This is a genomic window from Kineococcus endophyticus (assembly GCF_040796495.1).
Lineage (GTDB): Bacteria > Actinomycetota > Actinomycetes > Actinomycetales > Kineococcaceae > Kineococcus > Kineococcus endophyticus.
In genome coordinates this window covers 53,500-74,842 of the sequence record NZ_JBFNQN010000006.1, presented here as the reverse complement: position 1 = coordinate 74,842, position 21,343 = coordinate 53,500, and the positions used below count along the sequence as shown (strand labels likewise).

The following is a 21,343-nucleotide window of genomic DNA, read 5'->3' as shown; positions in this document are numbered from 1 at the left end:
GCCCGCCGGTCCACAGCGGCCGGTCACCGGGCCCCTGGGGAGCCCGGGACGTCAGGCCACCCGGACGACGAGCGCGTCGGGCGCCCGGTCGAAGTCACCGCCCGTGGGGTCGTCGAGACCGCGGGTGGCCCGCACGGGGTCGTCCGCCGGGCGCCGCACCTCACGGACGACGCACACCACCAGCCACGCCACCGCGGCCGTCCGGGCGAGCAGGACGGCGGCGTACAGCTCGGGCGGCAGCGCGCGGTCGGTGTTCGTCTGGCCCGCGATGTAGAGCCAGACGGCCCCGAAGTAGGCGACCTCCGCGCCCCACCACAGGAGGTGGTCGCGCCAGCGCGGCACGGCGAGCACGGCCAGCGGCAGCAGCCACAGCGAGGCCTGCGGCGGGAAGGACGCGCCCAGCACGCAGAAGCCCGCGACCAGCAGGAACGCCACCTGGGCCAGCCGGGGCCGGCGCGGTGCCCACAGGACGAAGACCGCGACGAGGAGCACCCACACGACCCAGGCCCCGAGCGTCAGGACGACGACGGCTCCGCCGGGCAGCCCGGAGGCCTCCTCCGCCCCGACGGACTGCTGGACGAGCTGGGGCAGCAACCACAGGGAGCCGTAGCCCGCCCGCTGGTCCAGGAAGGACCGCAGCGGGGCGGCCCACGCGGTCGCGGCGGTCAGCGCGACGGGGAGGTTCACCGCGAGCCACACGCCCACCGCCGTCCCGACCGTCGCCGCCGCCGCGCGCCGGCGACCCGTCCGGATCGCGAGGAGCACCAGTGCCACCAGCAGCAGGACCGGGTACAGCCGGGCCGCCAGCGCCAGCCCGAGCAGGACGCCCGCCGCGACGGGACGCCGCCGGCCCCAGCAGGCCAGGCCGGCCGTGGCGAGGGCGACGGCCGCGAGGTCGAAGGACAGCAGCGAGGTCAGCACGAGGACGGGACTGGCGGCGAGCAGCACGGTGTCCCAGCCGCGGCGCCGACCGGTGACGGCGTGCACGGAGACGACGAGGGCGAGGGCCGCGAGCAGGAGCGGCACCGCGGCGGCGTCGAAGTAGGTGCGCTGGGCGGCGACGGTCACCTCGTGCGGCGCCACGCGCGCGACCAGCCAGGACAGGAACGCCGTCAGCGGCGGCTGGTCGAGGTTCACGCCGGCGGAGAAGGGACCGCCGCCGGAGGCAAGACCGGAGGACGTGTAGACGACCGGCAGGTCGGAGTAGCAGGCGTGGACGAACTGGTCGGGGCTGTTCCAGCCCTGCGCGCGGCAGTGGTGCTTGGTGACGGCCCCCAACGCCACGGCGACCGTGGCGAGCACCAGGGAGACGGGCAGCGCCCGCACCCACCAGGGCCCGTCCCCGCCGAGCCGCCGTCCGGCCGGTCCGCCGAGGAACTCGCTGCCCTGGCGGGCCAGCGGGTCCACCGTGGTGGGCGGCACGGACGGCACCTGCGCCTCCGGGGCCGGGCCGGCGTCGGGGGTCTGCGCGCTCACCCCTGCAGCTTCCCCTACCCGGCGGCGGTCGCGCCCGCTGCTCCGCCCGCGGTCGCGGCGGCCGGGTCCGCTGAGGCGTCACCACGCCCCTGGCCCTGGGCCCCGGTCCCGCCGTCCCCGCCGGTGGCGGTGGCGCTCGGGCGACCGGTCTCGGTGGACCGGCCGGACCCGGACGTCGGCCGGCTGGTCGCCCCGTCGGAGGGCTCGCCGGACGCCGTCGGGTCGCCGGTCGGGCTGTCGGTCGGCGCGTCCGTCGGGGACTGCGTGGCGGTCTGCGTGGGCGTGTCGCTCGGCGTCGGCGCCTGCGTCGAGGTGGACGTCGAGGAGTCCGAGGACGTGGAGTCCGAGGACGAGCCGCGCGAGGTGCCGACGTTCGCCCGGTCCGGGAAGTCGCTCTTCGGGGTGCCCTGGAGGGCGGCGCGCATGAAGGCCGTCCAGATGCGGACGGGGTACGACCCGCCCGTCACCTCACCGCCGCCGAGGTCGAGCGAGACGTTCTTGGTCCCGTCGGCGCTCGTCTGGAACAGGGCGACGCTGGCCGCCATGTCCGGGGTGAATCCGGCGAACCACGCGGCGAGGTTGTCGTTGGTCGTCCCGGTCTTGCCGGCCGCGGGGCGCCCGAGCCTGCTGCCGGCGTACGAACCGGTCCCGGACTTCACGACCTGCTGCAGCGCGTAGGTCGCGTCGGCCGCGACGTCGCTCGGGAACGCCTGCTGCGTCGTGGGCGACGCGGTGTAGGTCCGCGCCCCGGTCGAGTCGTCGATGGTGGCGATGGTGTGCCACGCCGTCCGCTGTCCCTGGGCCGCGAACGTCGCGTAGGCCTGGGTGACGTCGATCGGGTGCGGCGCCGAGGTGCCGAGCACGTTGGAGATGTACTGGTCACCCTCGAGGCCGGGCGTCTCCTGGGGGTAGCCGGCGGCCACCGCGACGTCGCGCGTCTTGGCGGGGGTGACCTCCTCGTTGAGCTGGCCGTACACGGTGTTCACGGAGTGCTCGGTGGCGGTGATGAGGTCGATGCGTCCGAACTGCTCGTTGCCGTAGTTCCGGGCGGGCCAGCCGTCGATGGTCTGCGGGCTGGAGCCGTTGAAGGTGGTCCGCAGCGACATGCCGTCCTCGAGCCCCGCGACGAGCGCGAACGGCTTGAAGGTCGAGCCCGGCTGCGCCCGGGCCTGGGTCACGTCGTTGAACTGGTTGGCGAGGTAGTCGGACCCGCCGTACATGGCGGTCACGCCACCGGTCTTCGGGTCGATCGCCGACAGCGCCACGTGGAACCCCTCGGGCAGCTTCGACGGCAGCTGGTCCTGCACGGCCTGGACGGCGGCCGCCTGGGCCTTGGGGTCGAACGTCGTGACGATCTTCAGACCGCCACGCTCGATGTCCTCCTCCGACAGACCGACCTTGCCGGTCAGCTCGTCCTGCACGGTCTTCAGCAGGTACCCGTTCGTGCCCCGCCACTGGGTGTTCGGCTGCTGCTCGATCGTCTCCGGCAGGCCCGCCTGGGCCCGGTCGGCCGGGGACAGCCAGCCCTCGGAGACCATGCCGTCGAGGACGTAGTCGACGCGGGCCTTCGCGGCCGCGGTCTGCTCCTCCCCCTTGCGGGGGTCGTAGTTGCCGGGACCCTTGAGCAGCGCCGCGAGGAGTGCGCCCTGCGAGACGTTCAGCTGGGAGGCGTCCACGCCGAAGTAGGCCTGCGCCGCAGCCTGGATGCCGTACGCCCCGCGCCCGAAGTACACGGTGTTGAGGTAGTTCTGCAGCGTCTCGTCCTTCGACTGCTGCTGGTCGATCTTCAAGGAGATGAAGAACTCCTCGAACTTGCGCGTGTAGGACTGCTGGTCGGTCAGGTAGTAGTTCTTGACGTACTGCTGGGTCAGCGTCGAGCCGCCCTGCGTCGTCCCGTCGCTGACGTTCGTCCACAGCGCGCGGGCGATGCCCGTCGGGGAGACGCCGCGGTTCTCGTAGAAGGTGCGGTCCTCGGCGGCGAGGACGGCCTTCTGCACGTGGTCGGGGACCTGGTCGAGCGTGACGTTCTCGCGGTTGCGCGCGGCGAACGTGCCCAGCTCGGTCGTGCCGTCGGCGAAGTAGACGGTGCTCGTCTGGGCGTCGGCCAGCTTGTTCGGGTCCGGGACCTTGACCAGCTCGTAGGCCGCCGCGAAGCCCCCGACGGCGAGCGCCACCCCGGCCACGAAGATCCCCAGCACCCAGCCCAGCACGGCCCGGCGACGCGGTCGACGACGGGCCGGCCGGCGACCGGCGCCGGCCCCCTGACGGGCGGCGGGGCGGTGCGGCGGGACGGGAGCTGGGCGTCGCGAAGCCACGGGGGTCTGGTCCTCCAGCGGTGGGGTGGGGCAGCCTTTCCATCGGCAGCTGCCGCTCCAGTATGCGTCGGAGGAGGGGGGCCGCCCGCCGTCCGCGAGGGCCCCGGCCGGTCCGCACGACACCTCCACAGCCCCGCCACGGCGCTCACGACGGGCGCCCACGGGCTCGCTACGGTGTGCCGGTGGCGGTCCTGCGCGAGCTCGGTGGTCTGCTCGGCACCCGTCGCTACCGGCACCTCATGGCGGTCCGGCTGACCGGTCAGGCGGCCGACGGGGCCTTCCAGGCGGGGCTCGCGTCCCTCTTCTTCTTCTCCCCCGAACGCCAGGCGACGCCCGCGGACGTCGCCTTCGCCGCGGCCGTCCTGCTGCTGCCGTTCACCGTCGTCGGCCCGTGGGCGGGGGTCCTGCTGGACCGCCGTCCGCGCCGCTCGGTGCTCGGGTACGGCAACCTGCTGCGCGCTGCGGTCGCGCTCGTCGGTGCGGGGGCGCTGGCCGCGGGGTCCTCCGACGTCGTCGTGGGCGTCCTCGCGCTCGTGGTGCTGTCGGTCAACCGGGCGTTGCTGGCGGGGCTGTCGGCCGCCCTGCCGCACGTCGTGGCGCCCGACCGGTTCGTGCTGGCCAACTCCGTGACCCCGACGGCCGGGACCGTCGCCGCCGCGGCGGGCGCCACGGCCACGGTGGCCGTGACGGCGTCGCTGGGGACGGGGTCGGGCGCCGACGTCGGTGCCCTCGTCGTCGCGGCGCTGGCCTACGCGGCCTCGGGCCTCACCGCCCTCGCCTTCCCCAGGACCCTGCTCGGCCCACCACCGGGCGCGGTCGGCGAGGCGCGCCCGAGCGTGCGGCGCAGCGCGGCCGATGTCGTCGCGGGTGTCCGGCACCTGCGCGAGCGCGTGCCGGCCGCCGCGGCCCTGGGGCTCATCGCCTGGCACCGCTGGTCGTTCGGGCTGACGACGGTGGCCATGGTCGTGCTGTGCCGCCGGGTCCTGGCCGACGCGGACGACCCCTCGGCGGGGCTCGCCGCGCTGGGGGTGCTGCTGGCCGCGGTGGCGGGCGGGTCCGCGCTGGCGGCCGTGCTCGCGCCGTGGGGCGCCGGTGGCGGCCGGGTGCACCGCTGGATCGCCAGGTGCCTGCTGCTGGCCGGCGTCGGGCAGGCCGTGCTCGGGCTCACGACGTCGCAGGTGCTGCTCAGCGTGGCCGCCGCGGTGCTGGGGCTGGGCGGTCAGGGCGCCAAGATCGGCGTCGACACGGTCGTGCAGCGCAGCGTCGACGACGCCTACCGCGGCCGGGTGTTCACGGCCTACGACCTCGTCTTCAACGTCAGCTACTGCCTGGCCTGCGCGGCCGCGGTCGCGCTCGTCCCCGCCGACGGGCGGCTCGGGCTGGTGGCCGTCGTGCTGGGGCTCGGCTACGTCGGGTGCGCGCTGCTGCAGGGACGCGGCCGGAGCCGCGTCACGGTCTGACGCGGCTCAGGGGGTCTGGCCGCCGCGGGGCAGGAACGGGTCGGTCGGGAGGCCCGGCCCGGGGGCCGTCACCGTGGGGTCCACGAGGACCGGGGGCCCGGACGTCGACTGCGTCGTCGTCGGCGTGCCGGGCGGGGTCGACGACGGGAGCGTCGGGGTCGTCGTCGTGGAGCTGGGCGTCGTGGGCGTCGGCTGCGGGACCGGCGGCGTCACCGGCGGCAGCGTCACCGGAGGCAACGTGACCGTGGGGGGCGCGCTGGAGACCGGCGGCGCCGTGCTCACGGGCGGCGCGGGCGTGGGCGGGGGCGGCGTCGTGGTCGGGCCCGTGACCGGGGGGAGCACACCCGTCGTCGGTCCCGGGTTCGTGGCGACGGGCGCGGGCGGCAGGCCCGGCACGCTCGACGGCACGTCCGGCGAGGTCGCCGTCGGGGCGCCGCTCGAGGGTTGCTCCGCCGACGTGCTGCGCCGCGTCGAGGGGGCCTGGCCGCCTCCGCGCGTCTGCTGTCCGGTGCTCGGGGCGGCGCCGCCGGCCGTCGTCGCGGGCTGGGGCACCGAGCTGGTCGGCAGGGTGCTCGACTCCTGCGGGGGCTGGACGATCGCCACGGGGTTCGGGACGTCGCGCAGCTTGCCCTGCTGGACGGCCGTGATGGCCACGGCCGTGCCCGCCGTCGCGAGCAGCAGCGCGCCCACGACGACCACGACCGGCCGCTTCGGCAGCGACCGCGTCGCCTCCGTGGAGGCGACGGGCACGAACTGCGTCGGCGCCGACTGCCCGTCGTAGGGGTCGAGGGAGGCGCGGGGTTCGACGAAGGCCCGCATGCCGTTGACCCACGCCGGCAACCGGTCGGGCCGTTGCGCCGGGTCCGGGGACAGCGCCTGCAGCAGCAGGTCGGCCAGGCCCGGGTGGGGCGCGGTGAGCGGGGCGGCACCGAGCTGCCGGCGGACCAGCGACGGGTCCACCACGCCGTCGGGGGAGGTGGCCGGCGCGGTGCCGGTCAGCACGAACAGGGCCGTGGCCCCGAAGCCGAAGACGTCGCTGGCCGCGGAGGGCAGCGCACCGCCGCGGACCTCCGGCGCCGTGTAGACGGTGTGCGGGGACCGCTGGAGCGGACCATGCCGCAGACCGCCGAGGCTGGCACCGGCCAGACGGACCCCGTCGGCGGGCCAGAAGCCGCCGAGGCGGACCGACCGCGGGGTGATGTCGCCGTGGACGAGCGGCGGGGCGTCCTCGGAGCCGCGGTGCAGCTCGGACAGGACGCTGGCGGCCGTGGCCAGGACGGTGAACCGCTCCTCGACGCCGGCTCCGGGGTCGTCGCGCAGCCAGTCGGCGACGGACCGGCCCGCGGCCTGCTCCAGGACGGCGTAGTTCCAGTCGGCCCCGCCGGCGGGCGCCTGTCCCGGCGCGTGCGGTGCGGGGCCGGAGAACGTGTCGACGACCCCCGCCAGGCGGGCGTGCCGGACGCGGGCCAGGCCCGCGGCGCGTTCGCGCCACAACTCCTCGGGGGAGACCTCCTCCGGGACCGCCGCGTCCTCGTCCCCGTCACGGTCCGGCGCGTGCCGGACCTCGAGGTCCTCGACGGCGCGCGGGCGCAGGGCGGCGAGGGTGAACAGGGCCTCGCCCGCCTGGGCGCGGTGGTCGAGGACGTGCCACGCTTCGTCCGCGCCCTCGGCCTCACCCAGCAGCTCGTAGCGGTCGGGGTCCTCGACCGGCCCGGCGTGGTGACGCACGAGGGACGGGACGTCGGAGGAGGTGAGCCTGTCGTCAGGCCATCCCTCGTTCGTCACCTGCGGCTCCTCCGCACCTCGGCGGCGCTGCGCGCCCTCGCGGGCGGTGCGCCGTGTTCGGAGGCCCATGATGCCCCAACCGGGGCGTCCCGCAGACCCGTTCGGCCCATCCGGCGGCCCGGGGCTTGAGATCCCGGACCCGGCGCGCTACGCGAGCGCGGCCAGGACGGGCTCGAGCCCGTCCACCTGCACGGCGGGCCGCGCACGGTCGTCCCAGTCGGCGGCCTCCAGACGCAGCCGCTGGGTCACGACGGGTGCGTCCCGGCGGACCACCGTGCGCTGCCCGTCGTCGGTGTAGCCGAGCCGGCGCGAGACGCCCAGGGACGCGGGGTTGTCGAGGAAGGCGTCGCTGCGGGCGCGCACCGCCCCCAGGCCCGCGAAGGCCAGGTGCAGGACGGCCGTCCGCATGAGGGTGCCCGTCCCGCGCCCCTGGTGCTCGCGTCCCAGCCACGACCCGGTGGTCACCTCGCGCAGGACGCGGAAGTCGCGGGCCTCCAGCGACTGCGTGCCGACGACGGCCCCCGCGCGCCGGACGACGAAGTCGATCCGCCAGTCCTGCGGCGTCCACGAGGCCCAACCGCCGAGCTGCCAGCGCAGGGTGCGCCGCGCCCGTTCCTCCGGCTCGCAGTCGCTCCACGGGAACGCGAACGGCATGGCGTCCTCGGCGTGCACCCCGCGCGCGGCGACCCGGGACAGCTCGACGACGCCCTCGAGGTCTCCCGTGCGCAGCTCGACGTCCCCGTCGGGGTCGGGGACGGTCAGGCGCAGGGCGGCGAACGGGTGCAGGTCGGCGGGAAGCACCCTCCCGATGCTGGCCCGCGCGACCCGCCGGCCGCCACCGGATTCCCCCACGGGTCAGGACGGCTGGTCGAACACCGTCACCCGCGGCGGGACACCGTCGAACGCGCTCACCTCGACGGTCGCGTGCTGGCCGGTGCAGGCCTGCGCCAGGCGCGACGAGCCGACGTCGCGGGTGAGGACGTTGACGTTCCCGTGCCCGCACGTGACGCCCGCGGCCGCGCCGGCGACGGGGTCGAACCAGGCGCCCGTGGACATCTGCACGACGCCGCGGCGGACGGCGTCGGACAGCACGAGCCCACCGAGGCAACTGCCCCGGCGGCTGCGCAGCACGACGACCTGACCGGCGCCCAACCCGCGGGCGGCGGCGTCGTCGGGGTGCATCCGGACGGGTTCGCGGCCGGCGACCTTCCCCGCCTGCGACGTGGCGCCGTGGTCGAGCTGGCTGTGCAGGCGCGTCGCCGGGTTGTTCGCCACCAGGTGCAGCGGGAACTCCGCGTCGGGGACCTCCTCGGGCTCCAGCCAGACCGGGTGGCCGGGGCAGTCGTCGTAGCCGAACCCCGCGACGGTCTCGGAGTGCAGTTCCACCCGGCCGCTCGGCGTCCGCAGGGGGAACGTCTCCGGGTCGGCGCGGAAGCTCGCGAACATCACCTTCTCGGCGGGTTCGGGCGGCAGCACGAACTCCCCCGCCGCGACGAACTCCGCGTACGACGGGGCGTCGATCCCGGAGCGGGCCGCGGGTCCGGTGCGCCACTCCTCCCACAGGTGCTCGACCCACTCCCCGCCCGTGCGGCCCTCGGTGAACCGTTCCCCGGTGCCGAGGCGCTGCGACAACTCCGCGAGGACGTCGTAGTCGTCGCGGGCCTGGCCGAGGGGTTCGTGGACGCGACCCATGGCGATGAGCCGGTCGTCGTACCGGGCGGCCCCGATGTCGTTGCGCTCCAACGTCGTCGTCGAGGCGAAGACGACGTCGGCGTGCCGGGCGGTGGCCGTCCAGAACGGTTCGTGGACGACGACGGTCTCGGCGGCGCGGAACGCGCGCTGCAACCGGGTGAGGTCCTGGTGGTGGTGGAACGGGTTCCCGCCGGCCCAGTGCACGAGCCGCAGGTGCGGGTAGGTCTCGCGGCGGCCGTCGACGTCGTACTCCCCCCCCGGGTGCAGGAGGGCGTCGGCGATGCGGGCCACCGGGATGCGCACCCGCAGCGGGTCGGCGAACTGCGGGAACGTCGGCAGGGGGTAGGAACCGGCCCGCTTCCCGACCCCGCCGGTGGAGGCGTAGCCGTGGCCGAAACCGCCGCCGGGCAGGCCGATCTGCCCGACCATGGCGGCGAACGCGACGGCCGCCCACAACGGCTGCTCCCCGAACCGGGTGCGGGCCACGGACCAGCTGACGGTGACCATCGTCCGGCCCCGGACGGCCCGGCGGGCGAGGTCCCGCACGGTCTGCGCAGGGATCCCGGTGATCTCCTGCGCCCACTCGGGGGTGAACGGGTCCAGGGTGGCGAGGAACTCCTCCGACCCCGCGGTGCAGCGGCGCAGGAACTCGGTGTCGTGCAGGCCCTCGGCGCGCAGGACGTGGCACATCGCCAGGAGCAGGGCCGCGTCGGTGCCGGGGACGACGTCGAGCCACTGCGCCCCCAGTTCGGCGGCGAGGTCGTCGCGCAGGGGCGAGACGAGGACGAACTCGGCGCCGCGCCGGCGGGCGCCGCGCAACCGGCCGGCCACCTCGTGCCGGCTGATCCCGCCGCTGGCGACCTCGGAGTTCTTCGCGGGCAGCCCCCCGAACGCGATGACGAGGTCGGTGTGCTCCTCGACGCTGGACCAGGACGTGGGTGAGATCAGGGGTTCCTGGTTGCCGACGACGCGGGGCATGAGGACCTCCCCGACGCCGTGGCTGTAGGTCCACGACGAGCGGACCGCGCCGCCGAGGACGTGGGAGAACCGGTGCAGCTGGCTCTGGGCGTGGTGGAACCGGCCGGCGCTGGCCCAGCCGTAGGACCCCGCGTAGACCCCGCGCGGTCCGTGCTCGTCCAGGACCCGGCGGTACTCCCCGGCGACCCGGTCGAGCAGCTCGTCCCACTCCACGGGCAGGAACTCGTCGTGGCCGCGCCGCTCGTCCGGGCCCGGTCCGTCCTCCCACCAGCCGCGGCGCACGTGCGGGCGCAGCACCCGCGCCGTCGGGGTCGCCGCCACGGCGACGTTGGCGAGCAGGGCGGACGGCTCGGGGTCGTCGGGGTGCGGGAGGACCTGGACGCCGCCGTCGGTCGGGACGGCGGAGAAGGCCCCCCAGTGCGAGGAGTGCGGGATGCTCACCACCCCAGTGTCGGGCACCGGCGACTGCACCGGTCGGACGGTTGCGCTGCGCCGATCGGGTGAACGGGGCATCATCGACGGGAGCGGGTGGGACGTTCCATCCGGCGGCCGAGAGAGGTCTCGATGTCCCCACCGAAGGACCGCCCGCCCGCTCTCGACGCCGGCGTCCTGCCCGGTCTCGTCGGCTACGAGCAGGCGGCCCTGGACGCCGCGGGCGTCTCGCTGGTCATCTCCGACGCGCGCACAACCGACCTGCCCATCTGCTGGGTGAGCCCGGCCTTCACGGCGCTGACGGGCTACGCCGCCGACCGGGTGCTCGGCGTGAACTGCCGCTTCCTGCAGACCGACCAGACGAGCGAGAGCTCCCGGGCCCGCATCCGCGAGGCCCTGGAACGGGGCGAGCCGGTCCGCGAGACGCTCCTGAACCGCCGCGCGGACGGCTCGGTCTTCTGGAACGAGCTGTTGCTGGCCCCCATCCGCCAGGGCGGCGGGGACGTCACCCACGTCGCCGGGTACCAGGTCGACGTGACGTCGCGGGTGACGGCGCACGCGGCGCACGACCGCTTCCTCGAGGCCGAGCGCCGCGCGTGGTCTCAGGCCGGCAGGACGCGCGCCTCGCGGTAGCGGTCGACGAGCCCAAGCAGGGCGCGCTCGGTGCTGACGTACCCGGTGAACCCGGCCAGCCGGCTGCGGGTCATGTCGGCCAACACCTCGACGTCGCGGCCGAGGTCGGAGTCGCTGTGCCACCAGGAGGCGACCTTCGTCAGGTCCTCCTCGACCAGGCCGTGCTCGGCCACCAGCCGCGCCCAGACGGGTTCGGCGTCCCGCATCTGCTCGGTGAGGGTGAGGGGTTCGGTGCCCGGGCCCTGCGCTTCGACGCCGAGGTGCCCGGCCAGCCGCGGCCACAGCCGGCGCCAGCGGACGACGTCGCCGTTGACGACGTTGAACGCGGTGTCGGCCGCCTCGGGGGTCGTCGCGGCCCAGAGCTGGTGGTCGGCCAGCTGCCCGGCGTCTGTCAGGTCGACGACGCCGTCCCACTGGGTGCGCGAGCCCGGGAAGACGAAGGGCCGGCCGGTGGCCCGGACGACGGCCGCGTAGGCCCCGAGGGTCGGGACGAGGTTCATGGCGTTGCCGACGGCGAAGCCGGTGACGGTGTGCGCGCGGTGCACCGACCAGCCGAACCCGTGGCGCTCGGCGGCGGCGAACAGCTCGTCCTCCTGGGCGTAGTAGAAGTTCTCCGCGTCCAGCCGCGGGGCGTCCTCCAGGAACGGGGTGTCGGGCAGGTCCCCCTGGCCGTACGCCTCGAAGGGGCCGAGGTAGTGCTTGAGCCCGGTGACGAGCGCGGTGTGCCGGACCGACCCCTGCGCACCGAGGACGGCGAGCAGGTCGCGGACCATGCCGCCGTTGACGCGGACGTTCTCGGCCTCGGTCTCCTGCCGCGCCCAGGCCGTGACGAACACGTGGGTCGGGGCCAGACCGGCGAGCTCGCGCTCGAGGCTGTCGCGGGAGAACAGGTCGGCCCGCACGTGCTCGACCCCGTCGACCGTGGGCGGACGCCGGGACAGGCCCGAGGTGCGCCAGCCGGCGGCGACGAGCTGCTCGGCCAGGGCGGTGCCGGTGATCCCCGTGGCGCCGACGACGAGGGCGTGGGCACCGTCCGGCGGGGTGCGCACGGGGACGGGGGCGCGGTCGGGGCGGGGCGAGGAGGCGGCCATGACCACCACGGTAGGCATATCTGCTCCTCCACCGCTCACTGGAGTGCTCACTACAGTGGAGGGGTGGACGACCGCGGCACCGCCGACACCACCCGAGGGTTCGGTGCACGACTCGCGCACGAGCTGCGGTCCGCCCGGCTGGACCGCCGCCTGAGCACCGCCGCGCTGGCCGAGGCCGCCGGGGTCTCGCGCGGTGCGGTGCTGAAGGTGGAGAGCGGGGCGTCGCAACCCTCAGCGGCCCTGCTCGGCAGGCTCTGCGGACCGCTCGGGTTGACGCTGTCGGAGCTCTTCACGCGCGTCGAGGGACCCACCCGGGAGGACGAGCGGGTCGTGCGCGCCGCCGACGCCCCCGTGTGGACGGACCCCGCCAGCGGGTACCGCCGCCGGTCCCTGTCCCCCGCCGGCGGCCACCTCGAGCTCACGGAGATCGAGCTGCCCGCCGGGGCGGCCGTGACCTACCCGGCCGCCGCGTACGCCCGCATCCACCAGCAGGTGTGGGTCCTCGACGGCACGCTGGAACTCGTCGAGGGCGTCGTGACGCACGTCCTGGCGGCCGGCGACGGCGTTCAGTTCGGCCCCCCGACCGACTGCACCTTCCGCGCTCCGGACGACACGACGGCGCGCTACCTGGTCGTGACCGCGCCCCGTTGACGTCGGAGTGCGACGATCTCTGCACGCTTGGTGACGATTCAGCCACGATGCTGGATTCACCCGGTCGGAGCACTCAAGGAACGCGTCCCACCTGCCGAGGAGGTGGTCATGATCGCGAGACTGCAGCAGGGCCGGACGGGTGAGCCCGACCGGACCGCCCGTCCCGACGCCCCCGTGCGCGGCGGCGGCGTCCGGCTCGCGGTCACCACGGCGCTCCTCGTCACCCTCCTCACCGCGCTCATGCCGGTGCTGGCCGACACCCAGGACCTCTCCGAGGTCGTCTGGTGGCCGGCGGCGGGGGCCGCGCTCGGGCTGGCGGCACGTCGGCCGGCCCGGCGGTGGTGGTGCGTCGCCGGGACGCTCGTCGGCTCGGTCCTCGCCTGCCAGGTGGTGCCGGTCCAGGGCATCGAGACGCCCATCTTCGCGAGTGCGCAGGCGCTGCAGTGCGGGGTCGGCGCGGCGCTGATCTCCGCGCTCGGCCGAGGGGAGTCTGCGCGCTTGCGTCGGGGCCGGGACGCCTGGCGCTTCACCGCGGGGGCCGGCGCGGGGGTCGCCGCGGCGACGCTGCTCGTCCAGACCGCCGACCGCTCCGACGGCGGGCCGTACGCGCTGGCGCAGCTGCTCGGGATCCTGCTCGTCGCCCCGCTGCTCCTGCTGCCGCCGTCCTCCTGGACCCAGCACCCCGCGGACGGGCGGCGCTCGCGGGCCGCGGCGTCGGAGTGGGCCCTGGTCCTGCTGCTGTCCGCGACCGTCTCCGGGACGGTGTTCTGGAACCACTCCCGCGGCCCGTGGGCGTTCCTCGTCATCGTGCCGATCCTCTGGGGTGCAGCACGTCTCGGGGTGGGCCGGGCCCTGTCGTGTCAGCTCGTCGTCGCCGTCGTCGCCACCACCGGGACGGCCCTGGGCCGCGGCCCCTACGGCAGCGGCGTCCAGGGGTCGCTGGCCCTGCAGGCCCTCCTGTTCGTCTCCGGCGCCGTCGCGCTCGTCATGTCCCTCGTCGTGCGCTCCCGCGAACGCGCGACCGTCACCGCCGAGCGCCGCGAGGAGGTGTTCCGCCGCACGTTCGACGACGCCCTGCTCGGGGTCGCGCTGCTGCGGCTGCGCCCGGACGGGTCCGCCGTGGTGGCGCGCGTCAACGAGCGCCTGCAGTCGATGCTCGGCACCGACGTCGCCGTCGGCTCGGACTGGGCCGAGCAGGTCCACCCCGACCACCGCGAGGTCTTCGTGGAGGCCGTGGCGGAGATGGCGCTCGAGGTCGGCGAGGGCCGCCAGGCGCACTGGCACGCCGAGCTCCAGCACGGCGACGGCGAGGTCTGGCTCGAGCTGGCCGCCGCCGCGTGGCCCACCCCCGGCGACGACGGCCGGCCCGGCGAGGTCGGCGCCGTCGTCCAGGTCGCCGACGTCACCCAGCGCAGGCTCGTCCAGCGCCGTCTGCGCGAGGCCGCCCTCCACGACCCGCTGACCGGGCTGCCGAACCGCACGCTGCTGGAGGACCGCCTGCGCCACGCGCTGTCGGCCGCCGCCCGCAGCGGCGACCAGGTCGCGCTCCTGTACTGCGACCTCGACGACTTCAAGCCCGTCAACGACACCGGCGGCCACGCCGCGGGCGACCACGTCCTCATCGACGTCGCCGACCGCCTCACCGCGGCCGTGCGCCCCGGCGACACCGTGGCCCGCCTCGGCGGCGACGAGTTCGCCGTCGTCTGCCCCGGCCTGCCGGACGAGGCCGCCGCCGCCGACGTCGCCGAACGCGTCGTGGCCGCCATGCAGGACCCGTTCCCCGTCGCCGGCTGGGAGTTCCGCGTCGGGATCAGCGTCGGTCTGGCGATGGCCGACGCCTCCCAGGACGCCACCCGCGTGCTGCAGCAGGCCGACCAGGCCATGTACGCCGCCAAGGGCTCCGGCAAGGGCCGGGTCCGGTCCGCGCCCTCCCCCCGCACGATCGACCTGCGGACCGCCGGAGCCTGACGCTCAGCCGGGGAAGCGCGGCCAGTCGCCCACGGGCTCGGCCGACGCGACCCCGTCCAGCACGGCGGCGCGCACGCCGTCGGCCGCCACCCGCTGCAGCTCGACGAGCTGCCCGACCCGCGCGGTCCGGTCACCGGCCAGCGGCACGGCGCCCGTGGCGAGCGCGAAGACGGTGTCGCCGTCGGCGAGCGTGTGCACCGGGTCCAGGGCCCGGGCCAACCCGGCGTGGGCCGCGGTCGCCGTCCGCGACGTCTCCGCGGGGTCCAGCGCGGCGTCGGTGGCGACGACGACGAGCGTCGTGTTGAGCGGGGCCGCCGGACCGCGCTCGGCGGGGCCGCCGGCCGGCACCCCGACCGCGTTGACGACCGCGAGCGCCGCCACCACCGCGCCCCCCGCCGGCAGGGCCACCCGGGCCGAGGCCGTCCCCACCCCGCCCTTCCAGCGGCCGCCCACCACGGCCCCCGTGCCGGCGCCCACGACGCCGCGCGCCACCGGCTCCGACGTCGCGGCCGCGGCCGCCTCGAACCCCATCTCCTCGGTCGGGTGGTGGCCGAAGACGCCGCCGCGGCCGAGGTCGAACACCGCGGCCGCCGGGACGATCGGGACGACCTCCCCGGGCGCCGCGCCCACGCGGAACCCGCGGCCGCGCGCGGCGAGGAACCGCTGCACGCCGTGGGCGGTGACGAGGCCGTAGGCGGACCCGCCGGTGAGGACGACGGCGTCCACCGTCGGGACGAGCGTGCGCGGGTCGAGCGCGTCGGTCTCGTGGGTGCCCGGCCCCCCGCCGCGGACGTCGACACCGCCGACCGTGCCGGGCGGGGGCAGCACCACGGTGACGCCGGTGAGCCAGCCGTCACCGCGGCGGGTGACGTGCCCGACCTGCAGCCCGGCGACGTCGGTGAGGGTTCCGGTCACGCCGAGCACGCTAGCCCGACCCCGGGATGCGGACGGTCGAGCGGCGGAGGAGGTTGAGCGCATGACCACCACCGACACCCCCGCCGTGCGGCCCACCGGCATCCACCACGTCCGGCTGACCGTCACCGACATCGTCCGGTCGAAGGCCTTCTACCAGGACGTCTTCGGCGTCGAGCCGGCCGTCGACTTCAGCGCGCAGGCCGGCGACCCGGGCGTCCGCGAGGACCAGGAGAAGCTCTACGGCGGGTGCGTCTTCGCCGTGGGCGACCAGCTCCTCGGCCTGCGGCCGGTGGCCGAGACGGGGGACCGCTTCGTCTCCACGCGCGTCGGGCTGGACCACGTCAGCCTGCAGGTCGGTTCCCGCGCCGACCTCGACGACGCCGCCGAGCGGCTGTCCGCCCGCGGCGTCGAGCACGGCGAGGTCCTCGAGCTCGACCAGGGCATCGCGGTCCTGTCGCTGCAGGACCCCGACGACATCAACCTGGAGCTGACCGCCCCGCTCTGAACCCCGGCGTGAGGCTCAGGGGAACCGGACGGCGAGGAGGGCGCAGTCGTCCTCGCCCCGGTTCCCGACCAGCTCCTCCAGCAGCGTGTCCAGCAGCACGTCGAGGTCGGTGGAACGGTTGCCGCGCAGAGACTCCCGCACCCGCTCGATGCCGCCGACGAGGCTGCGGCCGCGCTGCTCGATGAGTCCGTCGGTGTAGAGGACCAGCGTCGACCCCGACGGGACGTCGACGACGTGCTCGTGGCGCGGGGCGTCGGCGACCAGACCGACGAGGAGGTCGGGCGCCCCGGTCAGCAGCTCCGTGCGGCCGTCGGGGTGCAGCAGCACCGGCGGCGGGTGCCCGGCGTTCGTCCACCGCAGGGTGTAGCCCTCCGGCCCCTCCTCCACGCAGGCCACGACGAGCGTCGCGAGCGCGTCCACGCCCAGCCCCGGCAGGGCCCGGTCCAGCCGCTCCACCGGCCCCGTCGGCGACTCCCCGCGGTCCCAGACGAAGGCCCGCAGCAGGCCGCGGACCTGCGCCATCGTCGCGGCCGCCGCCATGTCGTGACCGACGACGTCGCCCAGCACGAGCGTCACCGCACCCTGCGGCCCGACGACCACGTCGTACCAGTCGCCGCCGATCTGCTCCTCGCGCGTCGCCGGCACGTACCGGCCCCGCACCTGCAGGCGCCCCGTCGACTCCGGCAGCCGGGGCAGCAGCGACTGCTGCAGCACCTGCGCGCGCGAGCGCCGCTCGGCGTCGAGCATCGCCCGGTCCAGCGCCTGCGCCGTGAACCGCGCCAGCGCGCTCCACACGTCGGCCTCGGCCTCCAGCGTCTGCCGCTCCGTCGCCCACACCAGGCACAGCACCCCGATGAGCCGGTCCTGCACGAGCAGCGGCAGGTAGGCCGACGCCGCGAAGTCCGGCATGAGCGCCTTCGTCTCCACGAGCGGGAACGCCGCCCGCAGCTCCTCGACCGAGGCGAAGAGGATCGGGCGGCGCTCGCGGGCGGCCGCGGCGGAGGGGACGGGGGCGTCGAGGTCGATGGTCCGCCAGGCGGGCGCGGTGCCCGGGGGCAGGGTCTCGAGCGTCGTGAAGCGCAGGCGCCCGTGCCCGTCGGGCAGCAGCAGCCCGCTCCAGGCCCCGCCGAGCTCAGTGCTCGTCACGCGGGCGACGGTGGTGCTGACCTCCTCGACCGTCCGAGCGCCGACGAGGGCGTCGCCGAGCCGCAGCAGCAGCCGGTTGCGCTCCTCGAGCACGCGCAGCCCGAGCTCGGCGGAGCAGGCGGCGGCGAGGTCCTTCAGGACGCCGAGCTGCTCGTCGGTCCACCGGCGGGGGGCGCCGTCGATGGCGCACAGCACGCCGACGACGGGGGACCCGGCCTCGGCCAGCCCCGTGCCCGGGTCCGGCAGCCGCAGGGGCGCGCCGGCGTAGGCGACGACACCGAGGTCGGGGATGGCGAGGGAGTCCGCGGTGAGGGGGTCGAGCCGGGCGTCCTCGACGGCGAAGACGGCGCCGGAGGTGACCACGTGCTGGCACAGCGAGTGGCTCAGGGGCGTCTCGCGCTCGGTCTGCCACGGTTCGGGCAGTCCGACGGCTCCGGGGAACACCTGGCCGTGGCGGCTGACCATGCTCACCAGGGCCACCGGGACCCCCAGCGCGAGGGTGCCGAGGCGGGCGAAGCGGTCCAGGTCGACGTCGGGGTGCGCGGGGAGCAGGGTGGTCTCGGCCAGCCCCGTCGGGGTCTGGTCGGTCGCGGCCTTCTGCACCGGTGCATCATCCCTGTCGAGGGGCTCGACGGCACCCGCTCCGGTGGGTCCGGGTTGCCCCGGGGCCCGCGGGTGCCAGAGTTGGACCCGGACGAGCACGGATCGGGGACGAACGAGGTGGCATGACGCGTCTGGAGCTGCGGGCTGATCCGTCGGCTGCTCGGCGCACCCGGTCGTGGTTGCGTGAGCAGTTCGCGACCGTCGCTCTGCCCACCCAGGTCCGGCAGACGCTGGAGCTGCTGACCACCGAGCTGGTCACCAACGCCGTCCGTCACGGCGGCGAACCCATCGAGGTCCGGCTGCGCCACCTCGAGGGGTTGGTGCGGGTGTCCGTCAGCGACGGCGGCGCCGGTCGCCCCCTCGTGCGGCACGTCCCCCCGACGGCCACCGGCGGACGGGGTGTCGCGCTCGTCGACACCCTCGCCCACCGTTGGGGTCTGGACCCGGCCGGGGCCGGGAAGACCGTCTGGTTCGAACTGCCCCTGGCGTAAGTCGACGCGCGGGGTTCGACGCTCGCGTCAGCCGAAGACGTCGGGGTCCGGGCCGGTGCGCTCGTCGCGGTTGAGCCCCGTCAGCGCCTCGACCTGCTCGGCCGACAGCTCGAACCCGGTGACGTCGAAGTTCGACACGATGCGCTCGGGCGTCACCGACTTGGGGATGACGATGTTCCCCTGCTGCAGGTGCCAGCGCAGGACGACCTGCGCCGGGGTCCGGCCGGTCTGCTCGGCGATGCCGGTGACGACGGGGTCCTCGACGAGACCGAGGGCCTGGGCCAGCGGGCTCCACGCCTCGGTCGCGATGCCGTGCTCGGCGTTGAAACCGCGCAGGTCCTCCTGCACGAGGTAGGGGTGGACCTCGACCTGGTTCACCGTCGGCACGGTGCCGGTCTCGTCGAGGAGCTTGCGCAGGTGCGTCTTCTGGAAGTTCGAGACGCCGATGGTCCGGACCCGCCCGGACGCCTTGAGCTCCTCGAACGCCTGCCAGGTCTCGACGTAGTCGTCGGCCTGCTGCGGCCAGTGGATGAGGTACAGGTCGAGGTAGTCCAGGCCGAGCTTGGCCAGGGACGCGTCGAACGCCGCGAGGGTCTTCTCCCGGCCGTGCTCGCCGTTCGCGAGCTTGGTGGTGATGAACACCTCTTCGCGCGGGATCCCGCTGGCGCGCAACGCGTCACCGACACCCGCCTCGTTGCCGTACCCGGCGGCCGTGTCGATGTGGCGGTAGCCCGCCTGGAACGCCTGCAGGACGACCTCGGCCGTCTGCTCCGGGGGGACCTGCCACACCCCGAAACCCAGTTGGGGGATGCTGACGCCGTCGTGGAGCTGGATGCTGGGAACAGTCACCTCCGGAACCCTACGGGGCCGCCTCCAGCCCGGCGAGGTGGACCGAGCACCAGTCCCGGAACTCCGCGGCCGGCAGCGCCGGGGAGTGCAGGAAACCCTGGGTCGTGTCGCAGTCGAGGCGCCGCAGGACCTCGAGCGTGTGCTCGGACTCCACCCCCTCCCCCACGATCCGCACCCCGAGCTGGTGTCCCAGCCAGATCGTCGACGCCACGATCGCCGCCGACCGCGGGTCCGCGGCGATGTCGGCGACGAAGCTGCGGTCGAGCTTGACCTCCTCGACGGGCAGTTCCTTGAGGTAGGCCAGGGACGACCAGCCCGTGCCGAAGTCGTCGATGGACAACCCGACGCCCAGCGCGCGCAACCCCTCCAGGACGGACCGGGTGCGCGGGGAGCGGCTCATGAGGACGGTCTCGGTGATCTCCAGGACCAGGACGGCGGGGGCGACCCCGTGCCGGGCGAGCAGGTCGGCGACGCGGGTCGGCAGGTCGACGTCGAGGAGGTTCGTGGCGGACAGGTTCACGGCCAGGCGCAGCGGCCGCCCGGGCAGGTCCACGGCCCAGGTCGCGGCCGCGGCGAGCGCGTCGTCGAGGACGCGGTGCGTCAGGTGCCCCATGAGGCCGTGCCGTTCGGCCTCGTCGAGGAAGGCGGCGGGGCTCAGCGTCCCGAGGTCGGGGTGGTCCCAGCGCACCAGCGCCTCGGCCCCGCACACCGTCCCGGTGGGCACGTCGATCTGCGGCTGGAAGAGCACCGTGAGCCGTCCGCAGTCCGCCGCGGCGAGCGAGTCGTCGGACAGGCCCAGCGCCGTCCGCAGCTGGGTCATGAGGGTCAGGCTGCTGCGCTGGCGGGCCGGGTCGCTCGCGTCACCGGCACCGAAGGCGCACACCGTGCCCCCGAGCGTCTTCGCCTCGTACATCGCGATGTCGGCGCACCGCAGCAGGTCCGACGGCCGCTGCGCGTCCTCGGGGCACGTCGCGACGCCGATGCTCGCGGCCACGTGGACGCGGTGCCCCAGCAGGTCGTAGGAGCGGACCATCGCCCGGTGCACGGCGAGGGCGTGGGTCAGTGCGTCCGCGCCGGCGTCCGGCCCGCTCGTCCCCGGGAGGACGAGCGCCAGCTCGTCGCCGCCCAGCCGGGCGACGAGGACGGGGTCGGGCGCGGCCTGCAGCAGCTGGTGCACGACCTGGCGCAGCAGCTCGTCCCCCGCCGCGTGGCCGAGGCCGTCGTTGACCTCCTTGAACCGGTCGAGGTCGACGATGGCCAGCGCGAACGGCGTGTCGGTCGCGCACCGGCGTTCCAGGTCGGCGAGCAGCGCGCGCCGGTTGGCGATCCCCGTGAGGTCGTCGGTGAAGGCCTCGCGCCGCAGCGTCGCCAGCTCCAGCAGTTCCTGCTGGGACAGGACCAGCCGGACGATGGCCGCGGTCGCGGCGCCCGCGGTGAGCCAGACGGCCGACGGGCTGAGCCGGTGGACGTGGTCCAGGGCCAGGAGCACGAAGCTCAGGGGCAGCACGACGGCGGGGGTGAGCACGATCGAGAACCGGCTGCGGCGCAGTCCGCCGGCCCCCGTGCGGATGCGCAGGGCCCCGACACCGAGGAAGGCCAACCCCGCCACGGCGAGGCCGTCGACACCCCCGCCCGGGGTGTACCGGCCGGCGAGCGAGACCACGGTGAAGGTCGTGTCGCCCAGCGCCAGGAGGCCGAAGCCGACGGCCAGCGACCACCAACGCCCGCGGGACCGCACGGCGGCCACGACCGTCGCCGCGCAGAGCAGGGCGTCGAGGACGACGAGCATGACCCACGTCGTGACCGCGGCCGACGGCATCCCGCTGGCACCGACGAGGGGCCGCACGACGAACTCCTGCGCGAGCGCCGCCGAGAGCAGGAGGATGCCGAGGGCCTCGGCCACGTAGCCCACGCGCCAGCGCCGCGCGCCCACCCACACGAGCCGGACGCCGGCCACCAGGAGCGTCCCGTACCCGACGGCGTAGCCGAGCTCCAGACCCGTGATGCCCCGCACCCCCCGCTCCAGGAGGGCCTCGGCGACGTCGAACGCGACCTCGGAGGCGCAGTAGGCGCCCACCCCGACGGCCATGAGCGTCCAGAACGGGGAGACCCGGTGGCACCGCCGGGCCCGCCAGACGAAGGCCGCGAGGACCCCCGCCTCGACGACGTTGCCGAGGGTCCCGTCCGCGAGACGGCCGACCCGCACCGGCCACAGGCCCAGGGCGCACCCGGCCGCCACGACGGCGTAGGCACCCGCGAGCACGAGCAGCACGACCGCGGCGGCGTCGGTGCGGCGCGCCGTGCGCCCGTCGACGATGAACTGCCCGTCACCCCCGCTCACCCCCCGAGAGTG

Annotated in this window: 16 protein-coding genes; 6 read left to right on the top strand and 10 right to left on the bottom strand. The window is 75.5% G+C overall.

Annotated elements, in window-relative coordinates:
- Positions 1-51: 51 nt before the first annotated feature.
- Both AB1207_RS09735 and AB1207_RS09730 read right to left on the bottom strand, forming a co-directional pair.
- A complete protein-coding gene (locus tag AB1207_RS09735; protein ID WP_367637932.1) occupies positions 52-1,476 on the bottom strand; it encodes a glycosyltransferase 87 family protein in 1,425 nt (474 codons plus the stop codon).
- 14 nt (positions 1,477-1,490) lie between these two features.
- Complete coding sequence (locus tag AB1207_RS09730) at positions 1,491-3,791, bottom strand: transglycosylase domain-containing protein (protein WP_367637931.1); 2,301 nt, start codon at positions 3,789-3,791, stop codon at positions 1,491-1,493.
- Between the two features lie 182 nt (positions 3,792-3,973).
- Between AB1207_RS09730 and AB1207_RS09725 the strand changes: the two genes are divergently transcribed.
- Positions 3,974-5,251 carry an MFS transporter gene (locus AB1207_RS09725; protein WP_367637929.1) on the top strand — a complete coding sequence of 426 codons (1,278 nt, stop codon included), beginning with the start codon at positions 3,974-3,976 and terminating at the stop codon, positions 5,249-5,251.
- 6 nt (positions 5,252-5,257) lie between these two features.
- On the opposite strand, the gene AB1207_RS09720 is transcribed toward AB1207_RS09725, so the two are convergent.
- The 3 genes from AB1207_RS09720 to AB1207_RS09710 all read right to left on the bottom strand — a co-directional run bounded on the left by AB1207_RS09720 (position 5,258) and on the right by AB1207_RS09710 (position 10,147).
- Positions 5,258-7,036, bottom strand: a complete 1,779-nt coding sequence (locus AB1207_RS09720; protein WP_367637928.1) for a serine/threonine-protein kinase — start codon at positions 7,034-7,036, stop codon at positions 5,258-5,260.
- Between the two features lie 147 nt (positions 7,037-7,183).
- Positions 7,184-7,837 carry a GNAT family N-acetyltransferase gene (locus AB1207_RS09715; protein ID WP_367637927.1) on the bottom strand — a complete coding sequence of 218 codons (654 nt, stop codon included), beginning with the start codon at positions 7,835-7,837 and terminating at the stop codon, positions 7,184-7,186.
- Between the two features lie 54 nt (positions 7,838-7,891).
- Positions 7,892-10,147: a molybdopterin-dependent oxidoreductase gene (locus tag AB1207_RS09710; RefSeq protein WP_367637925.1), complete on the bottom strand. Its 2,256-nt coding sequence runs from the start codon at positions 10,145-10,147 to the stop codon at positions 7,892-7,894.
- A gap of 123 nt (positions 10,148-10,270) precedes the next feature.
- Between AB1207_RS09710 and AB1207_RS09705 the strand changes: the two genes are divergently transcribed.
- Positions 10,271-10,771, top strand: coding sequence for a PAS domain-containing protein (locus AB1207_RS09705; protein ID WP_367637923.1), 501 nt, complete (start codon positions 10,271-10,273; stop codon positions 10,769-10,771).
- On the opposite strand, the gene AB1207_RS09700 is transcribed toward AB1207_RS09705, so the two are convergent.
- Entirely contained in the window at positions 10,741-11,880 is a 1,140-nt protein-coding gene (locus AB1207_RS09700) for an SDR family oxidoreductase (RefSeq protein ID WP_367637921.1), read from the bottom strand. The two genes, AB1207_RS09705 and AB1207_RS09700, sit on opposite strands and share 31 nt — an antisense overlap.
- A gap of 45 nt (positions 11,881-11,925) precedes the next feature.
- Between AB1207_RS09700 and AB1207_RS09695 the strand changes: the two genes are divergently transcribed.
- Together AB1207_RS09695 and AB1207_RS09690 are read left to right on the top strand one after the other, a co-directional pair.
- On the top strand, positions 11,926-12,513 hold the full coding sequence (locus tag AB1207_RS09695) for a helix-turn-helix domain-containing protein (RefSeq protein ID WP_367637919.1): 588 nt from the start codon (positions 11,926-11,928) through the stop codon (positions 12,511-12,513).
- A 108-nt stretch (positions 12,514-12,621) separates the two neighbouring features.
- On the top strand, positions 12,622-14,481 hold the full coding sequence (locus tag AB1207_RS09690; RefSeq protein WP_367637918.1) for a diguanylate cyclase domain-containing protein: 1,860 nt from the start codon (positions 12,622-12,624) through the stop codon (positions 14,479-14,481).
- Positions 14,482-14,484: 3 nt separating this feature from the next.
- Here the strand turns inward: AB1207_RS09690 and AB1207_RS09685 are convergent, their stop codons facing one another.
- Positions 14,485-15,396, bottom strand: a complete 912-nt coding sequence (locus AB1207_RS09685) for a P1 family peptidase (RefSeq protein WP_367637916.1) — start codon at positions 15,394-15,396, stop codon at positions 14,485-14,487.
- 61 nt (positions 15,397-15,457) lie between these two features.
- Between AB1207_RS09685 and AB1207_RS09680 the strand changes: the two genes are divergently transcribed.
- Positions 15,458-15,901, top strand: a complete 444-nt coding sequence (locus tag AB1207_RS09680) for a VOC family protein (protein ID WP_367637915.1) — start codon at positions 15,458-15,460, stop codon at positions 15,899-15,901.
- A 15-nt stretch (positions 15,902-15,916) separates the two neighbouring features.
- Here the strand turns inward: AB1207_RS09680 and AB1207_RS09675 are convergent, their stop codons facing one another.
- Positions 15,917-17,650 carry a GAF domain-containing SpoIIE family protein phosphatase gene (locus tag AB1207_RS09675; RefSeq protein ID WP_367637914.1) on the bottom strand — a complete coding sequence of 578 codons (1,734 nt, stop codon included), beginning with the start codon at positions 17,648-17,650 and terminating at the stop codon, positions 15,917-15,919.
- A 122-nt stretch (positions 17,651-17,772) separates the two neighbouring features.
- On the opposite strand from AB1207_RS09675, the gene AB1207_RS09670 reads away from it, so the two are divergent.
- Entirely contained in the window at positions 17,773-18,141 is a 369-nt protein-coding gene (locus tag AB1207_RS09670; RefSeq protein WP_367637912.1) for an ATP-binding protein, read from the top strand.
- A 27-nt stretch (positions 18,142-18,168) separates the two neighbouring features.
- Here AB1207_RS09670 and AB1207_RS09665 read toward each other — a convergent pair whose 3' ends face one another.
- On the bottom strand, positions 18,169-18,990 hold the full coding sequence (locus AB1207_RS09665) for an aldo/keto reductase (protein ID WP_367637910.1): 822 nt from the start codon (positions 18,988-18,990) through the stop codon (positions 18,169-18,171).
- A gap of 10 nt (positions 18,991-19,000) precedes the next feature.
- Entirely contained in the window at positions 19,001-21,331 is a 2,331-nt protein-coding gene (locus tag AB1207_RS09660; RefSeq protein WP_367637908.1) for a putative bifunctional diguanylate cyclase/phosphodiesterase, read from the bottom strand.
- Positions 21,332-21,343: the final 12 nt, after the last annotated feature.

Bases quoted from the DNA above. Each gene is read 5' to 3' on its own strand.
- AB1207_RS09705 (WP_367637923.1), top strand. From the start codon at position 10,271: ATGTCCCCACCGAAGGACCGCCCGCCCGCTCTCGACGCCGGCGTCCTG.
- AB1207_RS09680 (WP_367637915.1), top strand. From the start codon at position 15,458: ATGACCACCACCGACACCCCCGCCGTGCGGCCCACCGGCATCCACCAC.
- AB1207_RS09700 (WP_367637921.1), bottom strand. From the start codon at position 11,880: ATGCCTACCGTGGTGGTCATGGCCGCCTCCTCGCCCCGCCCCGACCGC.
- AB1207_RS09690 (WP_367637918.1), top strand. From the start codon at position 12,622: ATGATCGCGAGACTGCAGCAGGGCCGGACGGGTGAGCCCGACCGGACC.
- AB1207_RS09670 (WP_367637912.1), top strand. From the start codon at position 17,773: ATGACGCGTCTGGAGCTGCGGGCTGATCCGTCGGCTGCTCGGCGCACC.